The 23,468-nt window shown below is 63.5% G+C and carries 21 protein-coding genes and 1 pseudogene; 7 read left to right on the top strand and 15 right to left on the bottom strand.

The genetic code is table 11. The features are described 5' to 3' along the window. Positions 1-39: 39 nt before the first annotated feature. From Pan216_RS01080 to ffh, 6 genes and pseudogenes are all read right to left on the bottom strand, one after another. Complete coding sequence (locus Pan216_RS01080) at positions 40-1,722, bottom strand: ArnT family glycosyltransferase (RefSeq protein WP_419193707.1); 1,683 nt, start codon at positions 1,720-1,722, stop codon at positions 40-42. 211 nt (positions 1,723-1,933) lie between these two features. Next, complete coding sequence (locus Pan216_RS01085) at positions 1,934-2,326, bottom strand: YraN family protein (protein ID WP_145253590.1); 393 nt, start codon at positions 2,324-2,326, stop codon at positions 1,934-1,936. 308 nt (positions 2,327-2,634) lie between these two features. Then, positions 2,635-2,982: pseudogene (gene rplS / locus Pan216_RS01090) on the bottom strand (50S ribosomal protein L19); the annotation flags it as partial. 4 nt (positions 2,983-2,986) lie between these two features. Next, positions 2,987-3,670 (bottom strand): tRNA (guanosine(37)-N1)-methyltransferase TrmD, encoded by a 684-nt coding sequence (gene trmD, locus Pan216_RS01095; RefSeq protein ID WP_145253596.1) that lies wholly within the window; start codon positions 3,668-3,670, stop codon positions 2,987-2,989. A 175-nt stretch (positions 3,671-3,845) separates the two neighbouring features. After that, entirely contained in the window at positions 3,846-4,340 is a 495-nt protein-coding gene (rpsP, locus tag Pan216_RS01100) for a 30S ribosomal protein S16 (RefSeq protein ID WP_145253599.1), read from the bottom strand. 33 nt (positions 4,341-4,373) lie between these two features. Further along, positions 4,374-5,912 carry a signal recognition particle protein gene (ffh, locus tag Pan216_RS01105; protein WP_145253602.1) on the bottom strand — a complete coding sequence of 513 codons (1,539 nt, stop codon included), beginning with the start codon at positions 5,910-5,912 and terminating at the stop codon, positions 4,374-4,376. 551 nt (positions 5,913-6,463) lie between these two features. Between ffh and Pan216_RS01110 the strand changes: the two genes are divergently transcribed. From Pan216_RS01110 to Pan216_RS01120, 3 genes are all read left to right on the top strand, one after another. Then, complete coding sequence (locus Pan216_RS01110; RefSeq protein WP_145253605.1) at positions 6,464-6,667, top strand: hypothetical protein; 204 nt, start codon at positions 6,464-6,466, stop codon at positions 6,665-6,667. Between the two features lie 157 nt (positions 6,668-6,824). Next, positions 6,825-7,940, top strand: a complete 1,116-nt coding sequence (locus Pan216_RS01115; protein ID WP_145253608.1) for an alkaline phosphatase D family protein — start codon at positions 6,825-6,827, stop codon at positions 7,938-7,940. Further along, entirely contained in the window at positions 7,937-8,281 is a 345-nt protein-coding gene (locus Pan216_RS01120; RefSeq protein ID WP_145253611.1) for a DUF952 domain-containing protein, read from the top strand. Before Pan216_RS01115 ends, Pan216_RS01120 begins: the two co-directional genes overlap by 4 nt. Positions 8,282-8,488: 207 nt before the next feature. On the opposite strand, the gene Pan216_RS01125 is transcribed toward Pan216_RS01120, so the two are convergent. The 6 genes from Pan216_RS01125 to Pan216_RS01150 all read right to left on the bottom strand — a co-directional run bounded on the left by Pan216_RS01125 (position 8,489) and on the right by Pan216_RS01150 (position 14,575). After that, positions 8,489-9,850: a tetratricopeptide repeat protein gene (locus Pan216_RS01125; RefSeq protein WP_145253615.1), complete on the bottom strand. Its 1,362-nt coding sequence runs from the start codon at positions 9,848-9,850 to the stop codon at positions 8,489-8,491. A gap of 747 nt (positions 9,851-10,597) precedes the next feature. Beyond that, on the bottom strand, positions 10,598-11,014 hold the full coding sequence (locus Pan216_RS01130) for a DUF2752 domain-containing protein (RefSeq protein ID WP_419193129.1): 417 nt from the start codon (positions 11,012-11,014) through the stop codon (positions 10,598-10,600). A 23-nt stretch (positions 11,015-11,037) separates the two neighbouring features. Beyond that, positions 11,038-11,733, bottom strand: coding sequence for a hypothetical protein (locus Pan216_RS01135; protein ID WP_419193130.1), 696 nt, complete (start codon positions 11,731-11,733; stop codon positions 11,038-11,040). Positions 11,734-11,836: 103 nt separating this feature from the next. Then, entirely contained in the window at positions 11,837-13,030 is a 1,194-nt protein-coding gene (locus Pan216_RS01140) for a hypothetical protein (RefSeq protein ID WP_145253623.1), read from the bottom strand. A gap of 4 nt (positions 13,031-13,034) precedes the next feature. Further along, positions 13,035-14,171 carry a CPBP family intramembrane glutamic endopeptidase gene (locus Pan216_RS01145; RefSeq protein WP_145253626.1) on the bottom strand — a complete coding sequence of 379 codons (1,137 nt, stop codon included), beginning with the start codon at positions 14,169-14,171 and terminating at the stop codon, positions 13,035-13,037. Positions 14,172-14,173: 2 nt separating this feature from the next. After that, positions 14,174-14,575 (bottom strand): secondary thiamine-phosphate synthase enzyme YjbQ, encoded by a 402-nt coding sequence (locus tag Pan216_RS01150; protein WP_419193131.1) that lies wholly within the window; start codon positions 14,573-14,575, stop codon positions 14,174-14,176. Between the two features lie 250 nt (positions 14,576-14,825). Here Pan216_RS01150 and trpC point away from each other — a divergent pair, with 250 nt between their 5' ends. The 3 genes from trpC to Pan216_RS01165 all read left to right on the top strand — a co-directional run bounded on the left by trpC (position 14,826) and on the right by Pan216_RS01165 (position 17,502). Beyond that, complete coding sequence (gene trpC, locus Pan216_RS01155) at positions 14,826-15,635, top strand: indole-3-glycerol phosphate synthase TrpC (protein WP_145253632.1); 810 nt, start codon at positions 14,826-14,828, stop codon at positions 15,633-15,635. Positions 15,636-15,637: 2 nt separating this feature from the next. After that, on the top strand, positions 15,638-16,621 hold the full coding sequence (locus tag Pan216_RS01160; protein ID WP_145253635.1) for a GNAT family N-acetyltransferase: 984 nt from the start codon (positions 15,638-15,640) through the stop codon (positions 16,619-16,621). A gap of 116 nt (positions 16,622-16,737) precedes the next feature. Beyond that, entirely contained in the window at positions 16,738-17,502 is a 765-nt protein-coding gene (locus Pan216_RS01165) for a TIGR04283 family arsenosugar biosynthesis glycosyltransferase (protein ID WP_419193132.1), read from the top strand. Positions 17,503-17,515: 13 nt separating this feature from the next. Here Pan216_RS01165 and tpx read toward each other — a convergent pair whose 3' ends face one another. The 3 genes from tpx to Pan216_RS01180 form a co-directional block, all read right to left on the bottom strand. Next, complete coding sequence (gene tpx / locus Pan216_RS01170) at positions 17,516-18,016, bottom strand: thiol peroxidase (protein WP_145253640.1); 501 nt, start codon at positions 18,014-18,016, stop codon at positions 17,516-17,518. A 133-nt stretch (positions 18,017-18,149) separates the two neighbouring features. Further along, a complete protein-coding gene (locus tag Pan216_RS01175) occupies positions 18,150-19,850 on the bottom strand; it encodes a vWA domain-containing protein (protein WP_145253642.1) in 1,701 nt (566 codons plus the stop codon). Between the two features lie 563 nt (positions 19,851-20,413). Further along, positions 20,414-21,832 (bottom strand): magnesium chelatase ATPase subunit I, encoded by a 1,419-nt coding sequence (locus Pan216_RS01180; RefSeq protein ID WP_145253645.1) that lies wholly within the window; start codon positions 21,830-21,832, stop codon positions 20,414-20,416. Positions 21,833-22,115: 283 nt separating this feature from the next. Between Pan216_RS01180 and Pan216_RS01185 the strand changes: the two genes are divergently transcribed. After that, complete coding sequence (locus tag Pan216_RS01185; protein ID WP_145253648.1) at positions 22,116-23,459, top strand: FHA domain-containing protein; 1,344 nt, start codon at positions 22,116-22,118, stop codon at positions 23,457-23,459. Positions 23,460-23,468 lie beyond the last annotated feature (9 nt).

Raw genomic sequence — 23,468 nt, forward strand, 5'->3', positions numbered from 1 at the left:
GTAGGTCAGTGGCACCCAAGGAGGCCGCGGGACAAAGCGCTACCGCCTCGTCGCATCTTCTTCCGCGTTGGCGATCACGGCATTCGGACGAAACCGGACGAGTCGAACCGTCCGATGCTGCATCTTGACGAGACCTTCCCAAGTGCGAAGAACGTCGACCTGGCCGGGATACTGCTCGGACAACAGCTCGAAGCCATCCTCGCGCACCGGCAAGAGGATCGATTGCTCGGTCCGTTCGAGCGTCCGCTTGAGGTTCTCCCGCGGAACGTAGCCGGGAATCGCGAGCCCCGAATAGTACGTCAGGCTCGGTTCCACCAGTTGATGAACGACGACCGCTTCGCCCGTCGATTCGTGGACGGCGGCGATCTCCTCGGCGATCGGACGTAGGACGCGTGAGGACTCAAAGCCGGGCAACAGAAAGCCCGCGACCAGGAGATAGGCGACCGCCAGCGACGCCGCCAGCGCGTAGACCCCTTGGGGAAACTGATGGCGGTACCAGTACCGGGCACCAACACCCACACCAACCATCCCCACGAGGGCGGCGATCAGTGCCGCCGGGGTTCCTGAAGAAGGCCGCGCGAACGCGATCGCGACGAGCAGCATCGCCAGGACACCCACCGTCATCACCGTCAACCTGACCGACCAAACGGCCAAGGTGTCGTCGATCCAGACCCGCTCCCGACGAACCACCCGCGCGAGATAGCCCGAGCCGATCAGCGCCAGGGCCGGGTAGGCGGGGGCAAAGTAGTGAACCTGCTTCGACCGGAAGAACTCCAGCAAGATCATCGATCCGAGGATCCAAGCGAACAGAAAGCTCACCGGACCGCCCTGACGGATCTCCCCTCGTAGTCGCCATGCGGACAAGAGCGTGAGCATCAACCAGGGTGCGAATCCAACGAGCAACGTGACCGCGTAGTAGCCTGGAGGAAGGAATTTTCGATCGAACGACTGCCAGACCCGACCGACAAGCTGGTTGCCGACCGACTCGGCATAGAAGCCGTCGCCCGCCGTGTAGCGGATCGCGAGAAACCAAGGTAGCGCGACGACGAGCATCACCCCGAGCCCCACCATCCAGCGCAAGCGAAAGTCGCAGAGTCGAACACCGGCGAGAAGACGCAGCACGACGAGCGTGGCGAACACCATCCCGAGCGTGACCGGGCCCTTGACCAGGAGCGACAGCCCCAGCGCGAGCCAGAAGCCGAACGCGGCCCGCGACGACATCTCCGTCGTCGCCCCGGACGAGGGATGTGTCGCGTACAGCGCGGCAAAGCAGCCGGTCGACAGAAAGAGCAGGGGGCCATCGGGTATGCAGAGCTTGCTCAACAGAAAGACAACTGGACAAAGGGCGAACATCCAGGCCGCGATGATGCCTGCCGGACGACCGAACATGCTCCGGCCGAGCACAAACGTCAGGAAGCAAGCGCCGGCGGCGGCGAGCCCGGAGAAGAAACGCGACGCGAAGGCCCCGTCCCCTAGCGTCCAATGGGCAAACGCGACGAGCCAATAGGTGAGCACCGGTTTCTGGTACCGCAGCTCTCCGTTGAAGTACGGTACGATGAAGTCGCCAGTTTCGAGCATCTGCTGGGCGACGCCCGCGTAGCGCGGCTCGTCCCGGTCCCAGAGGCTCGTCCGATCGTTGCCGATCCATGCGATCAACAAGCAGGTCAATGCCGGCAACATGCCCGGCAGCGCCCATTCCCCCCAAGCTCGAAGTCGCTGCATACTTCCCACGTCGCGTCCTCTCCCACGTTCGCCGGTTCACGTTGGACCGGCAAGCGCGAGCCCTACCACGGACGATGGAATGAGAAAAGAGCGAACGCGTTGGGCACGTCTCAGAGGTCGAAACTCTTAACCGTCCGCGTCGGCCCCGGTTGAGTCAACCGGCGGTAGCCAGAGTTCCCTTGTTGACCAGTATCGAGAGCCACACCCCATCTCAGAGACTCCAGGGCCCCTGGGCCTCGAAGGCATCCTCGAAGTGGTCGATGCGCGGTTTCTCCCACCAGCGATCAGGCAGCGTGATGGCGATGATGTCAAAGCGAATCGGCCGATCGGCCATCTTGGCCCGTTGGGCGTAGCCGACCGCGGCCCGCGTGATGCGGCGCTGCTTCCTGCGGTCGACCGCTTCCCATGGCTCGCCGCGTTCGGCGGAGGAGCGGGTCTTGACTTCGACGAAGACGAGCACGCCTTGAGACAGGCAGATGAGGTCGATCTCCCCCAAGGGAGAGCGAAAGGATCGAGCGAGGATGCGGTAGCCGCGACGTTTGAGGAAGCTACCGGCGATACGTTCGCCGCGACGGCCCAACCAATGCGGACGAAACCACGGCATCGCGGCGGCCCCTCACGTCTCCGCTCGGCGTTCGCCCCGCGAGATGGGAGCGATGACGGTTCGTCCCTCGGGCGAGGGCAATGCGTTCACCGGATGCCCACGCAATGCGTGGGCTGCGCACCCATGGACGACAGAGGAACCCGAAAGGAGAGCTAGCTTTCGGCATCGCCCGCGGTCTTCTTCGTCTTGCGACGACGCTTCTTCTTCTCGGGAGCGGCGGCTTCTTCGGTCGCGGCGGCGGCCTGACGAGCCTTCCGCGCCTTGACGCGGGTACGAGCGCGACCCGTCTCCTTCTTCTTCTCGATCGGGCGTTCCTTCAGACGGAAAGCCTGCTTGCCGATCCGGTCGCGGAGGTAGTAGAGCTTGGCCCGACGAACGATCGCCCGGCGAACGATCTCGACCTTGGCGATCTTCGGCGAATGAATCGGGAAGATTCGCTCGACACCCTCACCCGCGACGATACGGCGGACGGTGAAGTTCTCGCTCGTTCCCTGACCCCGACGAGCGATGACGATTCCCGTGAAGATCTGGATACGCTCTTTGTCCCCTTCCAGGATTCGCACGTGAACGTCGACGGTATCGCCGATCTGGAACTCGGGGGCATCGGACTTGAGGCTGCTGCTCTGAACATGCGCGAGCAGGGGCTGGATCGACATCGTTCTATCCTTTCACCTGTTGTTGTTTTGCTTGCGAGCGCTGTTGGGCTTGCTTGGCCCGCCACTCGGCGATCTCGCGATGATTCCCACTCAAGAGGATCTCAGGCACCTTCCGGCCCCGAAAGTTCGGCGGCCTCGTGTATTGCGGATACTCCAGCCAGCCCGGCTGACTGAAGGTCTCTTCCTTGATGCTCTCGGCATCCCCCACCACGCCGGGGACCAGCCGAATCACACTTTCCATCACGACCATCGCGGGGATTTCGCCCCCGTTGCAGATGTAGTCGCCGATCGAAATCTCGCGCGGAGCGAGTTCCTCGCGGATTCGCTCGTCAAACCCTTCGTACCGCCCGCACATCAGGACGATCCGCTCGCGCTCGGCCAACTCCTCGGCCAGCGGTTGAGTCAGCCGTGCCCCTTGCGGGGAGAGCATCACCAGGAGCCCCGGGTCGGCCTTCGCCTGGATCTCCTCGACACAGCGGCAAACCGGCTCCGGCATGAGCACCATGCCTGGTCCTCCGCCGTAGGGCCGGTCATCGACCGAGTGGTGCCGATCGAAGGTCCAGTCGCGAAGGTTCCAACGACGGACGTCGACAAGATCGCGTTGGATCGCCAGCCGGATCAAGCTCTCGCTGAGAAAACCTTCGAAGATCTCGGGAAAGAGCGTCACGATGTCGAAGCGAATCGCCATCGGACTCTCACTTCCTCCAGGCCCTGGCCCCCACGCGTCGCGATCGAGGGAGACGACTCCTTGGCGTCTCGACCTCGCGTCGTCGCCAGCTCCTTCAGCGGGCGATCAACGGCATCCACCCTTTTCCCAGTCGCCTGCCCACCCGAAATCCTCGAGGGGCCCAGCCGACGCGAGCTTACTCGGCCGACTTCTCTTCGGCGGCGGCTTCCGCGGGAGCTTCCTCGGCGGGCTTCTCTTCCGCACTCGCCTCGGCGGGAGCGGCTTCCCCTTCCTTCGGAGCTTCGCCCTCGGCGGCAGCTTCGGCCGGAGCCTCACCCTCGGCGGCCGCTTCCTCGGTCTTGGGCTCTTCCTTCGGATCGGCGAGGATCGGGGTCGGATCGGGAATCGCCTTGTCCTTCGGCCGCTCCGTCCGAGCTTCCGGCACCTTGCCTTTGTATTTCTCGATCAATCGCTGGACCGTTTCGGTCGGCAGCGCGCCGACGCCGAGCCAGTAGTCGACCCGCTCGTGCTTCATCGTGACCCGCTGATCGGTATCGCGGATCATCGGGTCGTAGGTTCCGACGTCCTCGATCGAGCGGCCGTCGCGCGGCGCACGCGAGTCCATGACACAGATTCGGTAGTAGGGACGATGACGCCGTCCCATCTTCTTCAGTCGAATTCGTACTGCCACTTGCAGATCCCTTTTACTTACCTGAATGAATGTCTAGACGCCGCGCCGACGCGGAGACTGCCACGTTCTTCCGCTCGGCGACCATGGCCTGGGAGCGGTTCGCTTCGGCTTGTTTCGCTTGCGGTTTTGCTTCTTGTTCTGCCGTTCTTTCTTGCGGACCCGCGCGATTTCCTTGGCGCTGAGTTGATTGCGCTTGGATCTCTCTTTTTGCTTGAGCGAGGCACCGTTGGCAAGGGCGCCGCTCTGGCCGAGCCCAACGAGCTTCTTCATGCGGTCCATCATGCTCATGTTGGACATCTGCTTCATGACGCCGCGCATCTGCTCGAACTGCTTGATCAGTCCGTTCACCTCGTGCGGCTGAACACCCGATCCCAGCGCGATACGGCGCCGTCGGCTCGCCCCGATGACGTCAGGCTGGGCCCGCTCGTGGGGCGTCATCGAGTCGAGCATCGCCCGAACCCGCTTCAGTTCCTGCTCCGGGTCGGCATCCTCGCCGAGCATGTTGCCCAATCCGCCGGGCATCATTTCGAGCAGGCTCCGCATCGAGCCCATCTGGCCGATGCGTTCCAATTGCGTGCGGAAGTCGTTCAGGTCGAACTTCCCACGCTCCATCTTCTCCTGTTGACGGAGCGCCTCTTCCTCGTCGATGGCCTCTTGGGCCTTTTCGACCAGGCTCAGCACGTCGCCCATCCCGAGGATCCGCGACGCCATCCCGTCGGGGCGGAAGGGCTCGAGGGCATCGAGCTTCTCGCCCATGCCGACGAACTTGATGGGGACACCGGTCACTTCCTTGATCGACAGTGCCGCGCCACCGCGGGCGTCGCCGTCGAGCTTCGTGAGGATGACCGCGTCGAGTTCGAGGGCGTCGTTGAACGACTTGGCGCTCTGGACCGCGTCTTGCCCGGTCATCGAGTCGGCGACGAGGATACATTGGTCCGGACCGACCTTTCGGTCAATCTGTTCCAGCTCCTTCATCAACTCGTCGTCGACATGGAGACGGCCGGCGGTGTCGAGAATGACGACGTTGCGACTCTGGCTCTTCGCGACCTTCATCGCGTTTTGGCAAACGCTGACCGGGTTCTTCGAGTCTTCGAAGTGAACCGGAATGCCGAGCTGCTCGCCAAGCACTTTCAATTGTTCGATCGCGGCGGGGCGCTGCAGGTCGGCCGCCACCAAGAGCGGATGCTGTCCCTGGGAGTGGAGCATCCGGGCGAGCTTGCCGCACGTCGTCGTCTTGCCGCTACCCTGCAAACCGCACATCATCAGCACGGTTGGACGGCCGCTGTTGAGCCGGATCGAGGAATCGACCGGCCCCATCAGGTTGACCAATTCCTCGTAGACGATCTGAACGATCTGCTCCGAGGGACGGACCGACTTGAGGACCTCACGGCCGAGCGCCGCTTCTTCCACCCGGGTGACGAAGGTGTTGGCGACGTCGAGTTGGACATCCGCTTCGAGCAACGCCCGGCGAACGGAGCGCAGGCCTTCGCGCATGTTCGCTTCGGTGAAGCGGGTGCCTCCTCGGAGCGACTTCAACGCGCTGCCGAGGCCTTGTTGGATCGTTTCAAACACGGTTTGGAATCCGAGACGTCGACGAACTAGGCCTGGGTCGCGACTTCAGGACATACCCTGGGCGCGAAACGGTTAGTGTATGGAACGCAAGAGCAACGTTCAATGCTCCGGCGCGATCGTCTCGAAGAGGGCTTGCCCGCCTGAGCTTCCGTCTTTCGTACCATCGGAACTGCCAACCAGTTTTCCACGTCGAATCGACCACCGCGGCGTCCATCGGGCGCGGTGGCTGCCCCATCCGATCCTCTCGCGTCCTCCCTTCGAGACGCGCGGGGAACGCCACCATCGAACTCGTCGGATTTGAGCTCCTGCCGGAAGAGTGACCTTCCCTCAATTCTTCATCGAGGATATACCGGAGAAGCTCCACCCACGCTTGCCCGACCATTCGACCAGGGCCTTGGTACAGGTGGAGCAGAGCCAACGGATCAGGGAAGAGACGTTACTCGAACTCGGGGATGAGTGTCCCGGCGAGCGAGCCCATCGGCGGCCATCCCCCGATACATCGCATCGCCCTCTTCGCACGTTGATTCCGAGCACCCATAGGAGCCCGCGTCATGACGACCAACCAAGAACGTACCGTCCGAGAGATGAGCGTCCGCCAGGACGAAAAGTGCCTCTCCCTCGTCCTCACCTTCGAAATCGGGACCGAAACGGTCGTCGAGGAGATCGATCTCGGGGAAGTCGCTCCGAACGACGTCCTCCCCTCCCTCCGCGCCGTGGTCAAGCAACTCAAGACCTCCGCCGCCCAAGCGGCCTGAGCGGAGTCAAGGGGCCTTCGCGAGTGGTCGACGATCACTCCGCCCCCCCATTTTCCGTCGCTCGGCGGACCCGAGCGTGCTTTCGGCGATCGACTCGCGCACAATAGCGGCGACGTCCCACTGGCGGACGGACGTCCCAACCGCGCGAGAACGATCCATGAGCACAATCCCTCGACAACTCGTCCCCACGTTCACGATCCTGCTGGTCATCGCGACAGCGAGTCTGCGCGCCGAGACAATCGCGGACGGAACACTCGCCAAAGAGAAGGTCCTCTCTCGGATCGGTTTCGGCTCCTGCGTTCGCCAGGACCAACCCCAGCCGATCTGGAACGCGATCGTCGCCGCCGATCCGAGCCTCTTCGTCCTCCTCGGCGACAACGTCTACGGCGACACGCAAGACATGAGTATCCTGCGCCAGCAGTACGACCAACTTGCCGCCAACCCCGGCTACCGGAAACTCCTCGCGACTTGCCCGATTCTCGCCACCTGGGACGACCACGACTACGGCGCCAACGACGCCGGCAAGGAGTTCCCCTCGCGCGAACAGTCGAAGAACGAACTGCTCCGCTTTCTGAAGGAACCGTCCGGTTCGGCACGTTGGAATCGACCCGGCGTCTACGGCTCGTACCTCTTCGGCCCGGCCGACCAGCGGGTGCAGATCATCCTGCTCGATACCCGCTACTTCCGCGATCCGCTGAAACGCAAGGAGGAGCTCCCCGTCTCGGTTCGGGGCCGGCGCGGCTTCTACGCGCCGCACGAAGACCGGACGATGACGATCCTCGGCGAACAACAGTGGGCTTGGTTGGAGAAGACCCTCCAGGTGCCGGCTCGCCTTCGGATCGTCGCGACCAGCATCCAACTCATCTCCTCCGAGCACGGCTTCGAGACCTGGGGCAACTTCCCCGCGGAACGGGAACGATTCTTCCAACTGATCAAGAGAACCAAAGCCAACGGCGTCGTCCTGATCAGCGGCGATCGACACCACGCGGAGTTGTCCCAACTCAAGCCCGGCATCGGTTACCCGCTCTTCGAGGTGACGTCGAGTTCGCTCAACGCCCCCGCCGACTGGGCCAACGACGTCAACCCCCATCGGCTAGGCTCGGTCTACTGGCAGGCCAACTTCGGCATGATCACCATCGACTGGAAGCAACCCGATCCGACTGTCGCCCTCCAGATCAGGAATGTCTCGGGACAACCGGTGCTCGAACACGCGATGCCACTGAGCCAGTTGCAAGTCAGCCCCACGTCCAGCTCTTCACGGGAAACGAAATGACGATCTACCACTATTGCTGGCGCTCCGAATGGGAGCAGGGAAAGGACGACACGCACTATCGTCACGCGTCACTGACCAGCGAAGGCTTCATTCACGGTTCGCGAACCGGTGACCAACTCGAACGCGTCGCCCGAGAGTTCTTCGGCGGCGAACCGACGGAGGATCTTTTCCTTCTGACCCTCGACGAGGAAAAACTCGAGCCCAAGGTCGTCGACGAGGATCCCGGCATCGGGGAACTCTTCCCCCACCTCTACGGCCCGATCAACCTTTCCGCGGTGACGAAGATCGAATCCGTCCCACGCGACGCCGGCCAGTGGATCATCCCCCCGCTCGACGACTGACGACCGATTCTGAGTATCTGGCCACCGTTTTAGACTCAGGACTTCGCGTGCCACTGGCTGCTTGCCGGCCAGTGGGCGCCATCAGTCGATTCAGCCACCGTGCGTCGGAGGTGGAAAAGACATAGCGACGTTGTCGTGGCTTGCTTGAACGTTGCCAATGGCTGGCAAGCAGCCAGTGGCACCTAAGGGAAAGCATGGATCAACGCACTACGATCCGGTCGTTCGCCTCAGGTCCTTCAAGCGGTCGGCGGCTTCCGTGGCGGCTTTCGTCTTGGGAAAGTCGTCCACGATTCGTTGGTAGCGTTCCGCGGCCGGCTCGAGCCTTCCCCGCTTCTCCAGCGTCCGCGCCATCGAGAGAAAGCTCCGAGCCCGCCCTTCATCGTCGGGCGAGGCTTCCGCCGGCTCGTTCTTCGTGGGGATCGTCGGCATCGGGTTGGCGGGCGCGGGAAGCGCGGCGAGTGACGCGGCGTATTCCAATAGCGCCTTCTTTTCGTACTCCGGCACGAAGGGTACCGGCGGACGCGATAGTTGATCGTCGATCCGGCGTCGCTCGGATTGCGTTTGCTGCTGCAGGGCTCGATGTTTCCGCGTCAGGAGACCGAGGTTCTCGTCAATGATCGCCCGCGCGGCGACCGCTTGCTGTTGCTTGGTCCGATGAATGCTGAGCGAGAGATCCGCACGAGCGATCGCATCGGCCTTTTGCCGCGTCAGTTGCTTGGCCAACGTGGTGTCCCCCAACTCGATCGCCTTCTGGATGAGCCGATCGTAGGAGAGGAGCATCGCTTCAAGCTGCTGGCGCTCGAGGCGAACCTGAAGGGTCGCGGCGTCAATCTCCTGCTGTTGCCGAACCCGCTCCACCTCGGCGGCTCGCCCTTGTTCGGCAACCTTGCCCATCTCCTCTTCCAGCTTGGTCACCTCGGCGAGCATCTTCTCCCGAAGAGCGGGGATCTGACCGATGTAGTCCTGGGTCTCCTTCACCCGCTGGCGGTAGCGAGTCTGGAGCTCGGCGGGAAGGGTCGCGAAGTAGTCCTTCTCGAGTTGCCGCAACGGGCCGATCCTGACCGAGGAACTCGGGTTGACTTGGTAGAAGGTCGCCACACTCGCGATCAAGTCGACGGTCCGAAGATCGGGGTTACCCTCCTTGGCGATCTCCTCGAGCGTGCGCAGCGCCCCGGCCCCTTGACCGACCAGGAACATCGCCATCGCTTGGTTCAAGAGCGCTTGTCGCTTGAGAAAGGGCTCCGACGCGGCTCGGGATGCTCGACGAAACGTCGAAAGCGCGGCGTCGACGTCGTTGTGCTTCATCAAGACGACACCGTAGGTGTAGTTGAGCAGCGCCATGTCGGCTCCGTCGCGGGCCGCCCGACTGAGCGAAGCGCGGCCGAGTTGCTTAAGCCGTTCGGGGGGAGCCTCCCAGGTCGCTTCGAAGAGGTCGCGGACACCGCGATCGCTGGCGCGGGCCCGGTGCGGATCGACCGGCGCCGGATCCGCCGCGAAGACGGGAGAAGCAGTCGCGATCATCACCATCATCAGGAAGGACGGCTTCAGCGAGCTTGTCGGTCTGTTCATCGCTTGATGTCCTTGCTCGGGGAAACGCCGGGGCGACCAGCGAATGGACGGTTCGTCGGGGTTCGTCGCAGGTGGGCTTCTTCTCGCATCCTACGCGCGGAATCACTCCTTGGGGCCAAATGCTCACTAAGAGGGTATCGGAAGTGCCGTGAAATGCCGGAAGGCCAATCCTCGCTCCCCGGGCCATTTCCCATCACCCGACTCGGCTCGGACAAGAAAAGACCCGCCGTCAGCCCAACGCGTCGACGGAATCGTTCGACATTCTGGCCCTCGGAGTGATCGTGGACAAATGGCGCTCTCTCAACAGCCCCGATTGGAACACGTCCCCAACAGTTGCCAGGGAGTGGCAACCTCAACCTTTGCCGGGTGCCGCCCACGCTCGCCGTGGGCATACGGGAGACGCCTCTCATTGCAATCCTTGTCCAAGTCGGCGTGAACGCGCCGTTCGAGAGTCTTCAGAAAAGCGATGGAACCACAGAGCCTAGTGCATCGGTCCATCTAACTTTTGGGTGCCACTGGCTGCTTGTTAGCCAGTGCCAAAGGTTTAGGGTTGCACCAACACCAACTTCAAGTTGGAACAGAGCACTAGGCTTCGTCTCAAAAGTTGATCGTTGGTCCGAGGCTCAGCGAGTTGGTGCGGGACGAGGAGGGCGAAGCAGGCGAATCCACTGGATTCGTCGATGCAGCCCGACAAAGTCCCGCGCCGACGCAGCCAGCCGAAGCCAGAGCCGACTTTTGAGACGGAGCCTAGCGACCGTCGAACACGACATAGATCCACACGCCGAGAAAGCCGGCCGAAGCAATGCTCAGCAATGCCCACCACATCCCATCGTCGATTTGAAGTCGCGCTCGCGGCAAGCGGAATACGACGACCACGACCGCATAGCAAAGGTAGAGACTGACGAGGACGGCCCCCGCGGGGACCATCGGATTGAGCCGAAGGGACGCTCCGAACTTGCCGGAGAGGAGTGCCTCCACCGCGCGGGTCGAACCGCACGTCGGACAGGGCAGGCCGGTCGACTCCTTGAACAAGCAACTCGGCGTCGGCAAGGCAAACAAGCCGAACCAGACGAGCATCGTCACCGCCGCGAGGAGGATCACGCCTCCCCACAGCCGTTCGTGATCGAAGTCGCCCCGGACGGGACGATGCCATGTGAGCTTCATGACGGGGCGCTCGTTGCGGCCTGCTAGCCTCTCGCGAGGATCGCGATCATCGCCATCCCGAGGAACAAGATGAAAGCGGCCAAGAACGCGACGATGATCGGCGAGAGCCATCCCACAATCGCGCGCCACCAACTCAGCTCGTGGAGACGCTTGAGGCTCCAAACCTGAAGACAGATGTTTTGCACCACCATGATGAAAGGGCCGACGAAGGGGATGAGTTGCCAGATCGCCGTCGAGCCCATCGGATAGAAGATACAGCGCACCGTCACGCCCCACGGCATCTCCGTGTATCCCTGCCAACGCATTAAGAGGTGCATGAACCCGGAATAGACGAGCGCCATGAGCATCCCGACCATCGGCCCGATCAGGAAGATCCAAGCGAACAGGAGCACCTTGGGAACCTGAAGCTGCTGGTCGTTGGCGAACGGGGCGAGGTCGATACCCGCCAGCATGAGCAGGTTGTAGGGCAGCGCGAAGAGGTAGAGACCCAGAAACCCGAACGCGAACGGAAGCCCGATGCTCGGCGTGCGCCGCATCCTGGCCAAGGTCTTGCCCGGCCGAAGCACCATTCCGAAGACGGTGTCGAAGAAGGACCTGATCCCTGGGCCTTCCTTCTCCCACGGCGGCCCGATGCGTTCTCCTTGGCTCGCGCCCCCTTGATCGAATCGCTCCGACGCCTCGGGCGCCGCGAAGGGATTGAAGACTTCGTCCTGGCTCATGCTCATTCTCCACCGTCTGCTCAGACCCCGCGTCGGGAAATGCCTACGGCTGCAACATGCGACGAACAACATGAATCGTTGAAGATCCGCGAAGCCGGGCGGTTCACGGACGCTCGGCGGGCTCTTCCAACGGACGCACTCGCGGTGGATACTCGGCATCGAGGAGCTGCTCTCGCGCGAAGTCGAGGGCGTCGTCCGTGGGAGGAAAGGAGAGGAGCCGATACCGCAGCGTCAGCGAACTGCCGAGCGGTAGCTGAACGTGATCCCCTTGGCTTGCTCCCGGAAGCCCCGGAGAGGCCAGCGCCTCGACGCTCCTGTTCCCGACAAAACGCCAGCGGGGTGGCTGCCCCCAAGTGCTCGACGACAACACCAATGCCAGGCAGCGATGCTCACTCATCGCCAGCACGATCCATGAAGGATGGGCCGCGATCTCCTCCTGCCCCTTCCAGCCGAGATCGCCGAACCAGCTCACGCGCGCCCCACCGGCGAGAGCCAACCGCAGCACCGGCAAATGACAGGGCCTGCTCGCGGGGACCGAGTGAGGCAGCGCCAAGGGAATCGGCCCGGTGGTCGCCTGCCACGAGTAGGTCGCGTCGATGATCGTCGCCTTCTCGTCCCCATCGAGGAACCGGTAGCAATGGCTCTCCATCCAGTTAACGCGAGCTTTCTCATCGAGCTGTGCGAACCGACCGGCGACGGTGCCAACGACCGCCCCATCGCAAGCGATCGGTTGCCCGCGCCGGACCCGTTGTCGCGCGGCCCCGCGCGTCGGGTCGAGCGCTTCGCCGAAACTGCGGGCGCGATGCGTGACGGTCGCGAGCCGCCCTCGGTCATCCAGTAGACTGAGCTGCGGAACGCCTCGTTTGGAAAGGAGCACCTCGCCGCTTCGTCGCTCCCGGATACTGACGACCCAGCCGGTCGCCGAAGGAGCGACCTTCACCCGCGCGGGCGTGGACCGCTGGCGAACGCCGAGGCGAAGATCGACGTCGTAGCTTTCCTCCGCGCCCAACGGGTCGGTCAACCACCAGAGACTCGTCCTATCCGTCGCGGCGTCATATTCGCCCTGACAGGGCGTTGGTCGGCTGCGGTCGGGACGCTGCAGGAGTGGCCGGTCGATCTTGCCGGACAGGGTGACATGGGTCAGTGACGATCGGCGCCGGTGGCCCGCGGCGTCGACCCTGAACCGATGGGTTTCCCCCTGGTCGGCATCCGAAGTCGCTCTCATGTCAGATGGCGATGGCTCGGTCGCGTCGGCGTCGACGGCGGGCGAGGTCTCCGGTGGCTCGTGCGATGACATCACGTCAACCTCCCTCGAGCAGTCGGCCGAGCAGAATCAATGCTCCGTTGATGACGCCGTTGAAGGTCGCATGGCAGAGCACCGGCGCCCAGAGCGAGCGAGTTCGCTGGTAGGTGACGCCAAAACCGACCCCCAAGAGCGTGAGGGGAACCGGATCGGGCCACGAGCCACCATGGGCCAAGCCGAAGAGGAATCCGGCCAGGAGGATCGCGTTCCACGGCGACATGAACTTGCAGAGCCACGCCTGAAGCGTCGCTCGAAAGAACAGCTCCTCAAGCAAGGGGGCGAGCACGACGACCGTGGTCCCCAACGCCAACCAGTCGAGCCAGTGCCCTCCGCTGAGCAGGAACTCCTGGGCGGGGTGAAGCCGGTCCTGGGGAACGACGCTGCGCACGAAGAGGCTCAGGAGCAACGCCCCCGGCCCCCAGACAAACGCTTGCGCGGCGCCGTAGGCCGCCATCGTTCCGGCATGGGCCGTGTGGATGCCCAGCTGGTAGAGTGGCTGCCGCAGGGCGACCTTCATCAGCACCAGCAACGTGACCAGCAGCAGGGACATCATGACCGCCAAGCGCTGGAAAATCGCGGGGGAGACGAACTCGGGATAGGTCCTCACGAGCAAGACGCGTTGGAGCTGGACGAGATCCGATCCGTCGAGGTTGCCGGCGGTCGCCCGCTCGAGTTCGTCGAGGAGCTGGGGCGAGAGATCGACCTTGGCATACGCTTCCGGCTCGTAGAGATCGGGCTTGCCCAGGAGCTGCGAGAGCTGTCGAGCCATCGATCGCTTGAGTTCCGGCGAGAGCTGGTCGGCCGACTGAAACTCCTCCCAGATCGCCGGGTCGATCCGAGAGGCGATGTGAGCTCCCGGCGTCCGCCCGTCTCCGGCCTCTTGGGCGAGACGGGCTCGAAACCCATCCCAATCGCGAACGTCTCCCACATCGATCGGGCCCGACCGCAACGGCGGGATGCTGTAGAAGAGGAAAACGACCAGAATGACGGACGCCAATCCGAAGCCGTTGAGCTTGAGCGGGAACCGGCGCCGCCAGCGAATGTTCGGCCAGCGCCGCAAGCGTTGATCGAGCGCGTAGCCGGCCCCGAACAGAAGTAGCGCTGGTAAGAGAAACGCGATCGGGGCGACATTCACGACTAGACGCTCCGAAGGAGCTGCAGGTGCATCTTTCGGTCACGCGGACCGTCGAATTCGCAGAAGAAGACTCCTTGCCACCTTCCGAGAACGAGCCGACCGCGTTCGACGATCAAGTGAACGCTGCTGCCGACGAGCGAGGTCTTGATGTGGGCGTCGGCGTTCTCTTCCTCGTGTCCGTAGAGTTCCCTATCTTTCGGCACCAACCGATCGAGGTAGTTGACTAGGTCTCGACCGACCTCCGGATCGGCACTCTCATTGAGGGTGCAGGCGGCGCTCGTGTGGGGAACCTGGGCAATGACGGCTCCCTGGCGCAGGCCCGCCTCATCGATGACGCGCTGCACCTGTTCAGTCACATCGATGCATTCGGTTCGCGTTTGGGTGCGAATGTCCAGCGTATACAATGGTATCTCCCTTGCCCGGCGGCCCGGACCAGATCCTCGGCACCGGGGCCAAAGCGTGGATCGCCCGACCTCGCGTGGCCCCAACTCCTTCAGGATTGGAGGTTCGCTCAGGTGCGGCAAGACCATTTCTGGTCTCTCCGCCCCGTGGCGGCAAGTACGCTCTGCGCCCCGTGGCGGCAAGCAACGGACTCGCGGCGCCCGGCAAGCACGAACGCGGTCGGCAATATTGGCTTGAGAAGGCGGACGACGCATGAAGAATGCTCTCGAACGGATCGTCGAGCATAAGTGGACGGAGATCGAGGCCCTGCGCGAGACGGCTCGCAAGGAGGCCTGGGAATTGAAAGCGCGTTCCCTCTCCCCGCCGGCGGACTTTCTTCAAGCCATTCGCCAGGACCAAAGTGTCTCGGTCATCGCCGAGGTGAAGAAAGCCTCTCCCTCGGCGGGCTTGATCCGGGAGGACTTCGATCCCGCGTGGATCGCGACGCGCTACGCCGCCGGCGGCGCCGCTTGCCTGAGCGTCATCACCGACGAGGAGTTCTTCCAGGGCTCGCTACGCTACTTGCGTGATGTTCGCGAAGCGGTCGCTTTGCCCATCCTTCGCAAGGAGTTCATTCTCGATCCAATTCAGATCTTCGAATCGCGCCTGGCCGGCGCGTCGGCGTGTCTCTTGATCGCCGAGTGCCTCGAGGCCACGCAGCTCAACGAACTGGTCAAGCTGGTCAAAGAGCTCGGCATGACGGTCCTGGTCGAACTGTACGAAGCGGCCAACCTCTCGAAGGTCCTCGACAGCGGAGCCCGCTTGGTCGGCATCAACAACCGCGACCTTCAGACCTTCGAGACCGACCTGGCCCATACGATCGAACTTCGCCACAAGATTCCCGACCACGTGACGTTGGTGAGCGAAAGCGGTATCAAAACGCGCGCCGACGTGCTCCGCTTGGAGGAAGCGCGAATCGACGCCATCTTGGTTGGGGAAACGCTGATGCGGGCCGACGACCCGGGAGCCAAGCTTGCCGAGTTGCTCGGACGACCGATCCCGGCTCCCACGGGGGGAACGTAGTTGTGGGCTCGAGCGTCGTCGTCGAACGATGTCCGCGTGAAGACTGGAGCCTCGCGCTCTCTTGCCTCTACACCCACTTGCCGCCGCGCGACCAGATGCGACAAGTGGAATCGGTACTCCAAAGCGAGGCGCACGGGCGGGTTCGCCTCGACGGCATCGTGTGGTGCCACCGCAAGCGCAAACCGATCGCGATCGCCATCGCGTTCGAGACCCCCGGACGCTCCCTTCTCGTCTGGCCACCTCGGTTTCGGGAGGCCCCTCCCCCCGGTACGGCCCACGGCATCCAACGGGACCTCTTCGTCGCCGCCGTCGACTACGCCCGCTCGCGCGAAGTCCGCATGGCGCAGCTCCTGCTCAGCAACCAACAACAGCACCTCGTCGCCAGCAGCCAAGAGGCCGGGTTCGTCCACCTGACGCGACTGATCTACTTGCGTCGTTCGGTCTTCGAACCACCCATCGACGAGCCCGGTCAGGTGTTTGAGGTCGACTCCTACGGACCGGAGAACCACGAGGACTTGCTGCACATCCTCGAACGGAGCTATCGAGGAAGCCGCGACTGTCCGGAACTCAACGGAGCTCGGGATCTCGAAGACATTGTCGAGAGCCACCAGGCCCAAGGACTCTTCGAGCCGAAGTACTGGAAGCTGATCAAACAAGAGGGGGAGTGGGTCGGCTGCATTCTGCTCGTGCGCCTCCGCGAGCTCGATGCGTTCGAACTCGCCTATATTGGCATCGTGCCCGAGGCGCGCGGACGGGGACTCGGGCGGGAGCTGACCCGACAAGCCCTTCGCGAGACGCGCGAGGCGGGCGTGAGCTTGCTGACACTGGCGTGCGATGAGCGGAACTGGCCCGCGCGCGCCATGTATGATGCCGAGGGATTTGTCCCCTGGGACGAAAAAGACGCCTATTTGGTGATGATCAATCCCGCCGACGGGCGTTTAAAACGTACGGTCGATCCGGAAATCTTCACACGACCCGACAAGTAGGCCGCCCCGCCATCGCCGGGCCGGAGGCTCGACCCGGTGTTCGACGTGGCGACCGGTCTCGCGGCCAACGCGAACGGTTCATGGATTGGTAAATAGCCGCCGAAAGGAGACTCGGCGTGGCCCTTAGTGTGATTATCCCCACGCTCAACGAGGATCGCTATCTGGAAGCGGCCGTGGTCGCGGTGCGTCGCTACGCCACGACGAGGAGTGGTCCGGAGATCGTGGTCGCCGATTGCGATTCCCGAGACGACACCCGCCGCATCGCCCGGCGACTGGGTGTCCGCTTGGCGACCAGCGACGTCCCGCCCACCAGCCGCGCCCAGGCGGTCAACCTCGGGGCAAGCCAAGCGACGGGCGACGAATTGCTCTTTCTCGACGCCGACACGATTCCACCACCGGCCTACGATCGCTCGATCGCCGACGTGCTGCGCAAGGGCGCGGTCGCGGGAGCCTTCGAATTCAAACTCGACGGCACCCATCCGGGACTTCGTCTGGTGGAAGTGATCAACCGCATCCGCTACCGCCTCTGGCCCTGGTACTACGGCGACCAAGGGATCTTCGTGCGGCGTTCGGTCTTCGAGGCGATCGGCGGCTATCCGGAGCGTGGCTTGATGGAGGCGTCGGCCTTCTGCATGCGACTGCGGCGCGAGGGTAAACTGACGCTGATCCACAAGCCGATGGTGACGTCGTCGCGGCGGTTTCTCGAAGGAGGCGTCTTTCGCGTCTTCGCGAGCGACGTGAAGTACTGGTACTACGACTTGGTCGGCCGGGATATCGAGGCCTTCGCCAATGCCTATCGCGCCAACAATCTCGGGCGGGGAGGGAAAAAGGCCGAGCCGTCGCGTTTTTCCAACAGCTCGACCTCGATCAGCGTTTCGTAAGCCACGATCCGCGCTACTTCGCGGCGGCGACCGCGGCAGCGTAGTCGGGTTCCTCGGCGATCTCCGAGACGTACTCGACATGCTTGAGCGTGTCGTCCGGTCCGATCACGAACACCGCTCGGCACAGCACGCGATCGAGCGGACCACCCTTGATCCGAACCCCGTAGGCCTCGCCGAACGACGCGTCGCGATGATCCGACAGCGTCGCGACCTTGTCGACGCCCTCGGCGCCGCACCAACGCTTCTGGGCGAAGGGCAAATCGACCGAGACGCACAGCACCACGGCACCGTCGAGCTTGGCGGCTTCCTCGTTGAACTTCTTCGTCTCCGTCGAGCAAACGCCCGTGTCGAGCGACGGCACGACCACGAGGATGCGGGACTTGCCGGCCGAAGTGGCGAGGGTCACGTCGGCAAGATCGGCGCCCTGGAGCTTGAAGTCGGGGGCCTTGTCGCCGGCTTTCAGCGTCGGGCCGACAAGTTCCACCGGGCTACCCTTGAATGTCACATTGGCCATGTGCGATGTCTCCTCGTTTCTGTCATGGAAATGACCGCCGCGCCACGAACTGGTACGACTCGCGATTGACGTATGGGGAGCAAGGACGAAGTCAACGCGACGGGACGCGAGATCGCCGACGGAGACGACGGGTTCAACCGATGATCGTCTTGCGGCGGTTGAGGTAATCCCAGACGACGAACCGATCGAGGTCGTGGCCGGCGGTGAAGATCACCCGACCCTTGGTTCCCTCGGAGAGCTTGTACGCGAACTGAATGTCCTCACGAGTCTGGTTCCAGCTCTGAAGGAGGAACATGTTGATCGTGATCCCCTCGCGCGCGCAAAGTCGCCCTTCGCGCATCGTCGCTTCCTCGGTCTCCGGGTGGGGCGGGTAGAGGAGGTAGAGCATCTCCCCCTCGAAGTGCGCCGTCGGCAGACCGTCGGTGATGATGATGATCTGGCGGTTGGGCGTGTCGGTCGAGGCGAGGAACTGCCTCCCAAGTTGCAGGCCGTGCTGGATATTGGTGAAGTGGGGTGGGATTTGCCACTCGCTGATCTCCGGGTCGCTCATGTCCGCCTTGAGCCGGACGACGGGGTCGAAGATCGTGACCGGCTTGGGCATCAACTCGGCCAGTTCCGACGGATGACGCGGCTTCGCGAAGGTGTACATCTCCAGAAACCGCAGGTAGTCGCCCGGGAACTCCGAACGGATCAGACCCTCGAGCGCCAAGCCCATCCGCTTGACGTTGATGTATTGCCCGCCGTAGCGCATCGACCCCGACATGTCGAGCAGGACCACGGTGGCACACTTGGGGTTGTTGCGAGTCTTGTGGATGACGATGTCTTCGCCCTTGAGCCGAATGGGAAGGCTCGGGCCGTCGCGAAGCATCGCGTTGACCATCGAACTGGCGACATCCATGTGGGTGACCGAGTCGCCGAACTCGTAGTCCTTGGTCCGCTGGGTCTCGACCGCCCCCTCGCCAATAACCGGTCCCTCGTGTCGGCCGCTGCGCGACGCGGTTAAGTCGCTGAAGATCTGCTCAAGTAGCTTGCCCTGAAAGACGCGATACGCCTTCGGCGTCAGGCGGAAGGCTCCCTTCTCGAATTCAAGTCCCTGGCGTTCGGCCTGCTCGCGCATGTAGTTCTCGACCTGCGCCCGCAGTTCCTCCAACTGCTGCATGTCGCCCGGTTCGGCGAACTGCGAGAGTTCCTCGAGGTCGATCACGCCGATCTGCGCGGTCTCTCTCGCTTCCTCCAACTGCTTGAGGAGCTTGTCGATCGCCTCGAGCTCTTCCTTGATCCGCAGGGCCTGGGGCACGGTCATCGCCTCGTGGCCGGTGAAGGCGTACTTCGAGGCGAGTTCGTCGATCTGGTAGACGTTCCCGAGCGCCTCCATCAGGTGCAGCAGCGACTTGGCGAAGGGGCTGCGTTCGTCTCCGGCCTGATACCAGAGCTGCTCGAGGTCGTGGATCTGCTCTTCACGGACCGCGCGGCGGAACTGCTTGCGATGCTGCTTGGGTGGTTCGGTCTCGGTGGCTTGCATGGAGAACTCGCCACGAGCCTTCTTTCGCACCCCGTCGGTCTCGTAAGTTGCGAGAATCTTGCGTTTGCGTTCCTCCAGCATCGCGATGAGAGCGTCGATGCTGGGACCGAGCCCTTGGATCTGGCTCGGGTCGATCTTGACGGCGCGGGCCAACTCCTCGGGCGTCAAGCGGCGCATGTCGCCATAGGCGAGCATGTGGTCGAAGGCCGACGAGACCATGTCCGGCGGCGGCGCGGTCGGACTGGGGAAGCTGACCGGGTCGTACTTCTGGTAGCTGTGGATGATGCCGCCAAGGCGCTCGCGGGAAGTCATGATCCAGAGTCCCTCGGCAAGGAGTAAGGTCTTGTTGGTGGGTCGAGGCCCACCCGATGGTTTCACCTGATCGACGAGCACCGGCAGGCAAGTAGCCAGTGGCGACCGGACGCCCGAAAACGACACCTCTCAAGCATGCCCACGCGAGCGTGGGCATGGCACCCGATCCAATTCGCGACCCCCTCTATCTCCCCCCAGGGCAAGGGGGAGCAATCTGTTCTCCCCCAGGGCAAGGGGGAGCAGGAAGCGTCGTTGGGTGGCCCAGGTTGCTCGTCAACCTGGGCGTGCGAAACACGCAAGAGGCCCCCGGGAAATTCCCTCTTTCGCAGACAGTTCCGGTCCGATGGTGGACCACAACCGCATCTGAAAACGACACCTCTCGCGCATGCCCACGCGAGCGTGGGCATGGCACCCGATCCAATCGCGACCGATCCAATCGCCGACCCCCTCTATCTCCCCCCAGGGCAAGGGGGAGCAATCTGTTCTCCCCCCAGGGCAAGGGGGAGCAATCTGTTCTCCCCCAGGGCAAGGGGGAGCATCGGAAAGGGAGGAGCAATAGGAGCCTACATCTCGTAGGTGATCCGGCCGTGGTGCTCGGCGCGGGAAATCTGATCACTCGCGTAGAGCCCGGCGAGAACGAACTCGACGCACGAGGCCCGCACCGCGTCGCTTTCGGAGGCGTTGACCTCGAAGGCCTTGTCCCAAGCGGGCGGCACACGGCGAAGACGCTCCGCGTAGGCCGACGACGGCAGCATGTCACCTACCTCGATCTTGATCCCACGCCCGAAAATTTCGGCGATCTCGCTCAGACCGTGGCGATCGACGTACTCCTCGAAGACCGTCCGAACCGCTTCCGCCTGGATCGCCTCAAGGACCTGTCGCTCGCTCATCTGGTGGGTCCCCATCAGGTCGAGCTCGAGTTTGCCGAGCGACGAGCTGTAGGTGTGCCCGAGATCGCTGATGCGTGGGACCGCCGGCTTCTCGCCCAGCCTTACCGAGCGGTGACGGGCCGAGGCGACCATGGTGCGAAAGTTCGCGATGCTGAATCGGGCCGAGACCCCCGAGTCATGATCGACGTACTTCGAACGCCGGGCCGCGATCGACATCTGCTCGACGATCTCCTTCATGAAGTAGGGGACTACGACCGGGTAGTCGCCATCGGTCGCCAGCGCCGCCTCCTGCTCCATGATGCTGATCCCGATCGAGCGTTCGCGTGGGTAGTGGGTGTGAATCGTCGAGCCGATCCGGTCCTTGAGCTGAGGGATGACCTTTCCCGAGCGGCTATAAGTGGAGGGATTGGCCGAGAAGAGAACCAGCACGTCGATGTCGAAGTTGATCGGGTAGCCGCGAATCTGGACGTCGCGTTCCTCGAGGATGTTGAAGAGGCCGACTTGGATCAACTCGTCGAGTTCGGGAACTTCGTTCATCGCGAAGATGCCGCGATGCATGCGCGGGATCAGTCCGAAGTGAAGGGCCTCCTCCGCCGACATGCTGGCGCCGCCGGCGAGCTTCGCCGGGTCGATCTCTCCAATGACGTCGGCGAACTTGGTGCCCGGCGCGAGCCGTTCCGCGTAACGATCCTCGCGTCGCCACCAGGCAATCGGGATCTGGTCGGCGGGAAGATCGGCGACCAACTCGCGCCCGCGGCGCGTGATCGGCTTGAGGGGATCCTCGTGCACCGGCAGGCCGGGCTCGTCGATGTACGCAACCGCGTCGTCGAGGAAACGGACCAGCGAGCGCATCAGCCGGCTCTTCGCTTGCCCCTTCTCGCCCAGAAAGAGCATGTCGTGGCCGGCGATCAGCGAGATGTTGATCTCGGGGATCACGGTATCTTCATAGCCGATGATGCCCGGAAAGAGATCCTCGCCGCTCTCCATCATGCGGAGGAAGTTGTGCTGAATCTCTTCCTTGACGGTGCGGGACTGCCAACCACTCTCACGGAGTTCGTGCAGGTTGGAGGGTCGGTCATGCAAGGCGTCCATCCTTCTCGCTTCAGGAAAGAGTCAGGCGATGGCCCGACCCACTCGTCTAACCATAGGCGCCCACCAACTGTCGAAGGAAGGGCGCACGCCGTTGGCGGGTTCTGGAACGTGACCCGCGCGTCGCACTCATCCGCGCGATCCCGCCGCATTGTATGGAGACGACCACCACCTCTTTGCTAAAACAGAGGCTGTCGGGGAGCGCTTCGGTTCATCACGACGAGGGCCGACACCGACGCTCCACGAGCAAACCCAGTCCCCTTGACGCCAGGATGCGGACGTAACGATGACGCTCTCCGCCACGATCATCGTCGAGGCCGGACCGCTGACCGGTCAGCAGTTCACCGTCCAAAGCGGGCAAGAGCTCCGTTTCGGACGCCAACGCAACCTCAACGACATCGCCATCTCCGACGGCTATATTTCGCGACGCCACTTCACGATCATCGCCACCGAGTGCGAGTTCATGTTGGCCGACTGCGGTAGCAGCCACGGCACGACCCTCAACGGTCACCGCGTCGTCGACCCGGTCCCCCTCAAGGACGGCGACCGGATTCGCGCCGGCTCGACCGATTTCGTGTTCCAGTGCCCCGACTTGGCCGACGCGACCGGGGCGACGTCGTTCGACCACCTTCCCGATCGCGGGCACACGACCGAGCCCGACGCGCGCGCCGCCGAGAGCGCCCTGCCGCCGGAGTGGGACTCGTGGGATCATCCCCCCGAACAAGCCGCTCCCGTCCCGCCGGCCGCGGAACCGGAGGCCAGCCAGCCGGAGGTCGACAAACTGGAGTTCAATGAACCGGAGGTCGACAAACCGGCTCCCGTGCCACCCGAAGCCAACGATCCCGTTCGTACCGATTCCCTGGAAGATGATCCGTGGCCCGCGGCGTCGGAACCGAATGACCCTGCGCCGATCGGTACAAACCCCGAGTCCTCGGAGGTCTCGCCCCCGGAGCCTTCGGGATCTGAACCTATGGCCGCGGAGTCTCAGGATTCGGACACGGACGAACCCGATCCCTGGGCGACCGGGATCGACGAAGCGAAGTCGTCGGAACCGGAAGACGTCGAGTCAGCCCCGATCGAGCGGGAGGCACCACCCGCCTCTCCGAACGCCAGCGATGACGGAGGAAGTTTCCCGCCCGATGCGGACGCGTGGAGCGAGGCGCCCGCTCAAGAGGTTGAACCGTCGCCGACACCCGAGGCACCACCAGCGGCCGACGACATCGCCGAGGAACCTACTCCCGAGCCGGTCCGAGCGCCCCTCCACCAGGAAGCCGAGGAGCCGGAAGCCGACCGCGAGGCCGCCATCGTCCCGGCCGACTCTGGCGAGGAGTCGCCCCAAATCGCATCGAACACCGTCGCCGAGTGGGAACCGGCTCCCGACCACGACCCAACTCCCTCAATGCAGGCCGAGAGCGAACCCGAGCCCCGGGACGAGCCGCCACCGCCACCACCTTCGGAAGTCGCGGAAGAACCGGCCACCGCGGCTCCCGAGAAGAATGACTTGCTTGACCTCTGGGATCAAGTCGACGAGAGCCCGGAACAAGAGGCGGAGGACAACGGACCCATGGCCTCCGACCCAGCCTCGCAATCTCGCCAACAAGAGGATGATTCCAACTGGTGGGATGTTTAGAACGACCCC

It is taken from the genome of Kolteria novifilia (genome assembly GCA_007748055.1).
Taxonomy (GTDB): domain Bacteria; phylum Planctomycetota; class Planctomycetia; order Kolteriales; family Kolteriaceae; genus Kolteria; species Kolteria novifilia.

Coding starts and splice junctions, on each gene's coding strand:
- Pan216_RS01080 (WP_419193707.1), bottom strand. CDS start 1,722: ATGCAGCGACTTCGAGCTTGGGGGGAATGGGCGCTGCCGGGCATGTTG.
- Pan216_RS01085 (WP_145253590.1), bottom strand. CDS start 2,326: ATGCCGTGGTTTCGTCCGCATTGGTTGGGCCGTCGCGGCGAACGTATC.
- trmD (WP_145253596.1), bottom strand. CDS start 3,670: ATGGCGATTCGCTTCGACATCGTGACGCTCTTTCCCGAGATCTTCGAA.
- Pan216_RS01110 (WP_145253605.1), top strand. CDS start 6,464: ATGACGACCAACCAAGAACGTACCGTCCGAGAGATGAGCGTCCGCCAG.
- Pan216_RS01115 (WP_145253608.1), top strand. CDS start 6,825: ATGAGCACAATCCCTCGACAACTCGTCCCCACGTTCACGATCCTGCTG.
- Pan216_RS01120 (WP_145253611.1), top strand. CDS start 7,937: ATGACGATCTACCACTATTGCTGGCGCTCCGAATGGGAGCAGGGAAAG.
- Pan216_RS01125 (WP_145253615.1), bottom strand. CDS start 9,850: ATGAACAGACCGACAAGCTCGCTGAAGCCGTCCTTCCTGATGATGGTG.
- Pan216_RS01130 (WP_419193129.1), bottom strand. CDS start 11,014: ATGAAGCTCACATGGCATCGTCCCGTCCGGGGCGACTTCGATCACGAA.
- Pan216_RS01135 (WP_419193130.1), bottom strand. CDS start 11,733: ATGAGCCAGGACGAAGTCTTCAATCCCTTCGCGGCGCCCGAGGCGTCG.
- Pan216_RS01140 (WP_145253623.1), bottom strand. CDS start 13,030: ATGTCATCGCACGAGCCACCGGAGACCTCGCCCGCCGTCGACGCCGAC.
- trpC (WP_145253632.1), top strand. CDS start 14,826: ATGAAGAATGCTCTCGAACGGATCGTCGAGCATAAGTGGACGGAGATC.
- tpx (WP_145253640.1), bottom strand. CDS start 18,016: ATGGCCAATGTGACATTCAAGGGTAGCCCGGTGGAACTTGTCGGCCCG.
- Pan216_RS01175 (WP_145253642.1), bottom strand. CDS start 19,850: ATGACTTCCCGCGAGCGCCTTGGCGGCATCATCCACAGCTACCAGAAG.
- Pan216_RS01180 (WP_145253645.1), bottom strand. CDS start 21,832: ATGGACGCCTTGCATGACCGACCCTCCAACCTGCACGAACTCCGTGAG.
- Pan216_RS01185 (WP_145253648.1), top strand. CDS start 22,116: ATGACGCTCTCCGCCACGATCATCGTCGAGGCCGGACCGCTGACCGGT.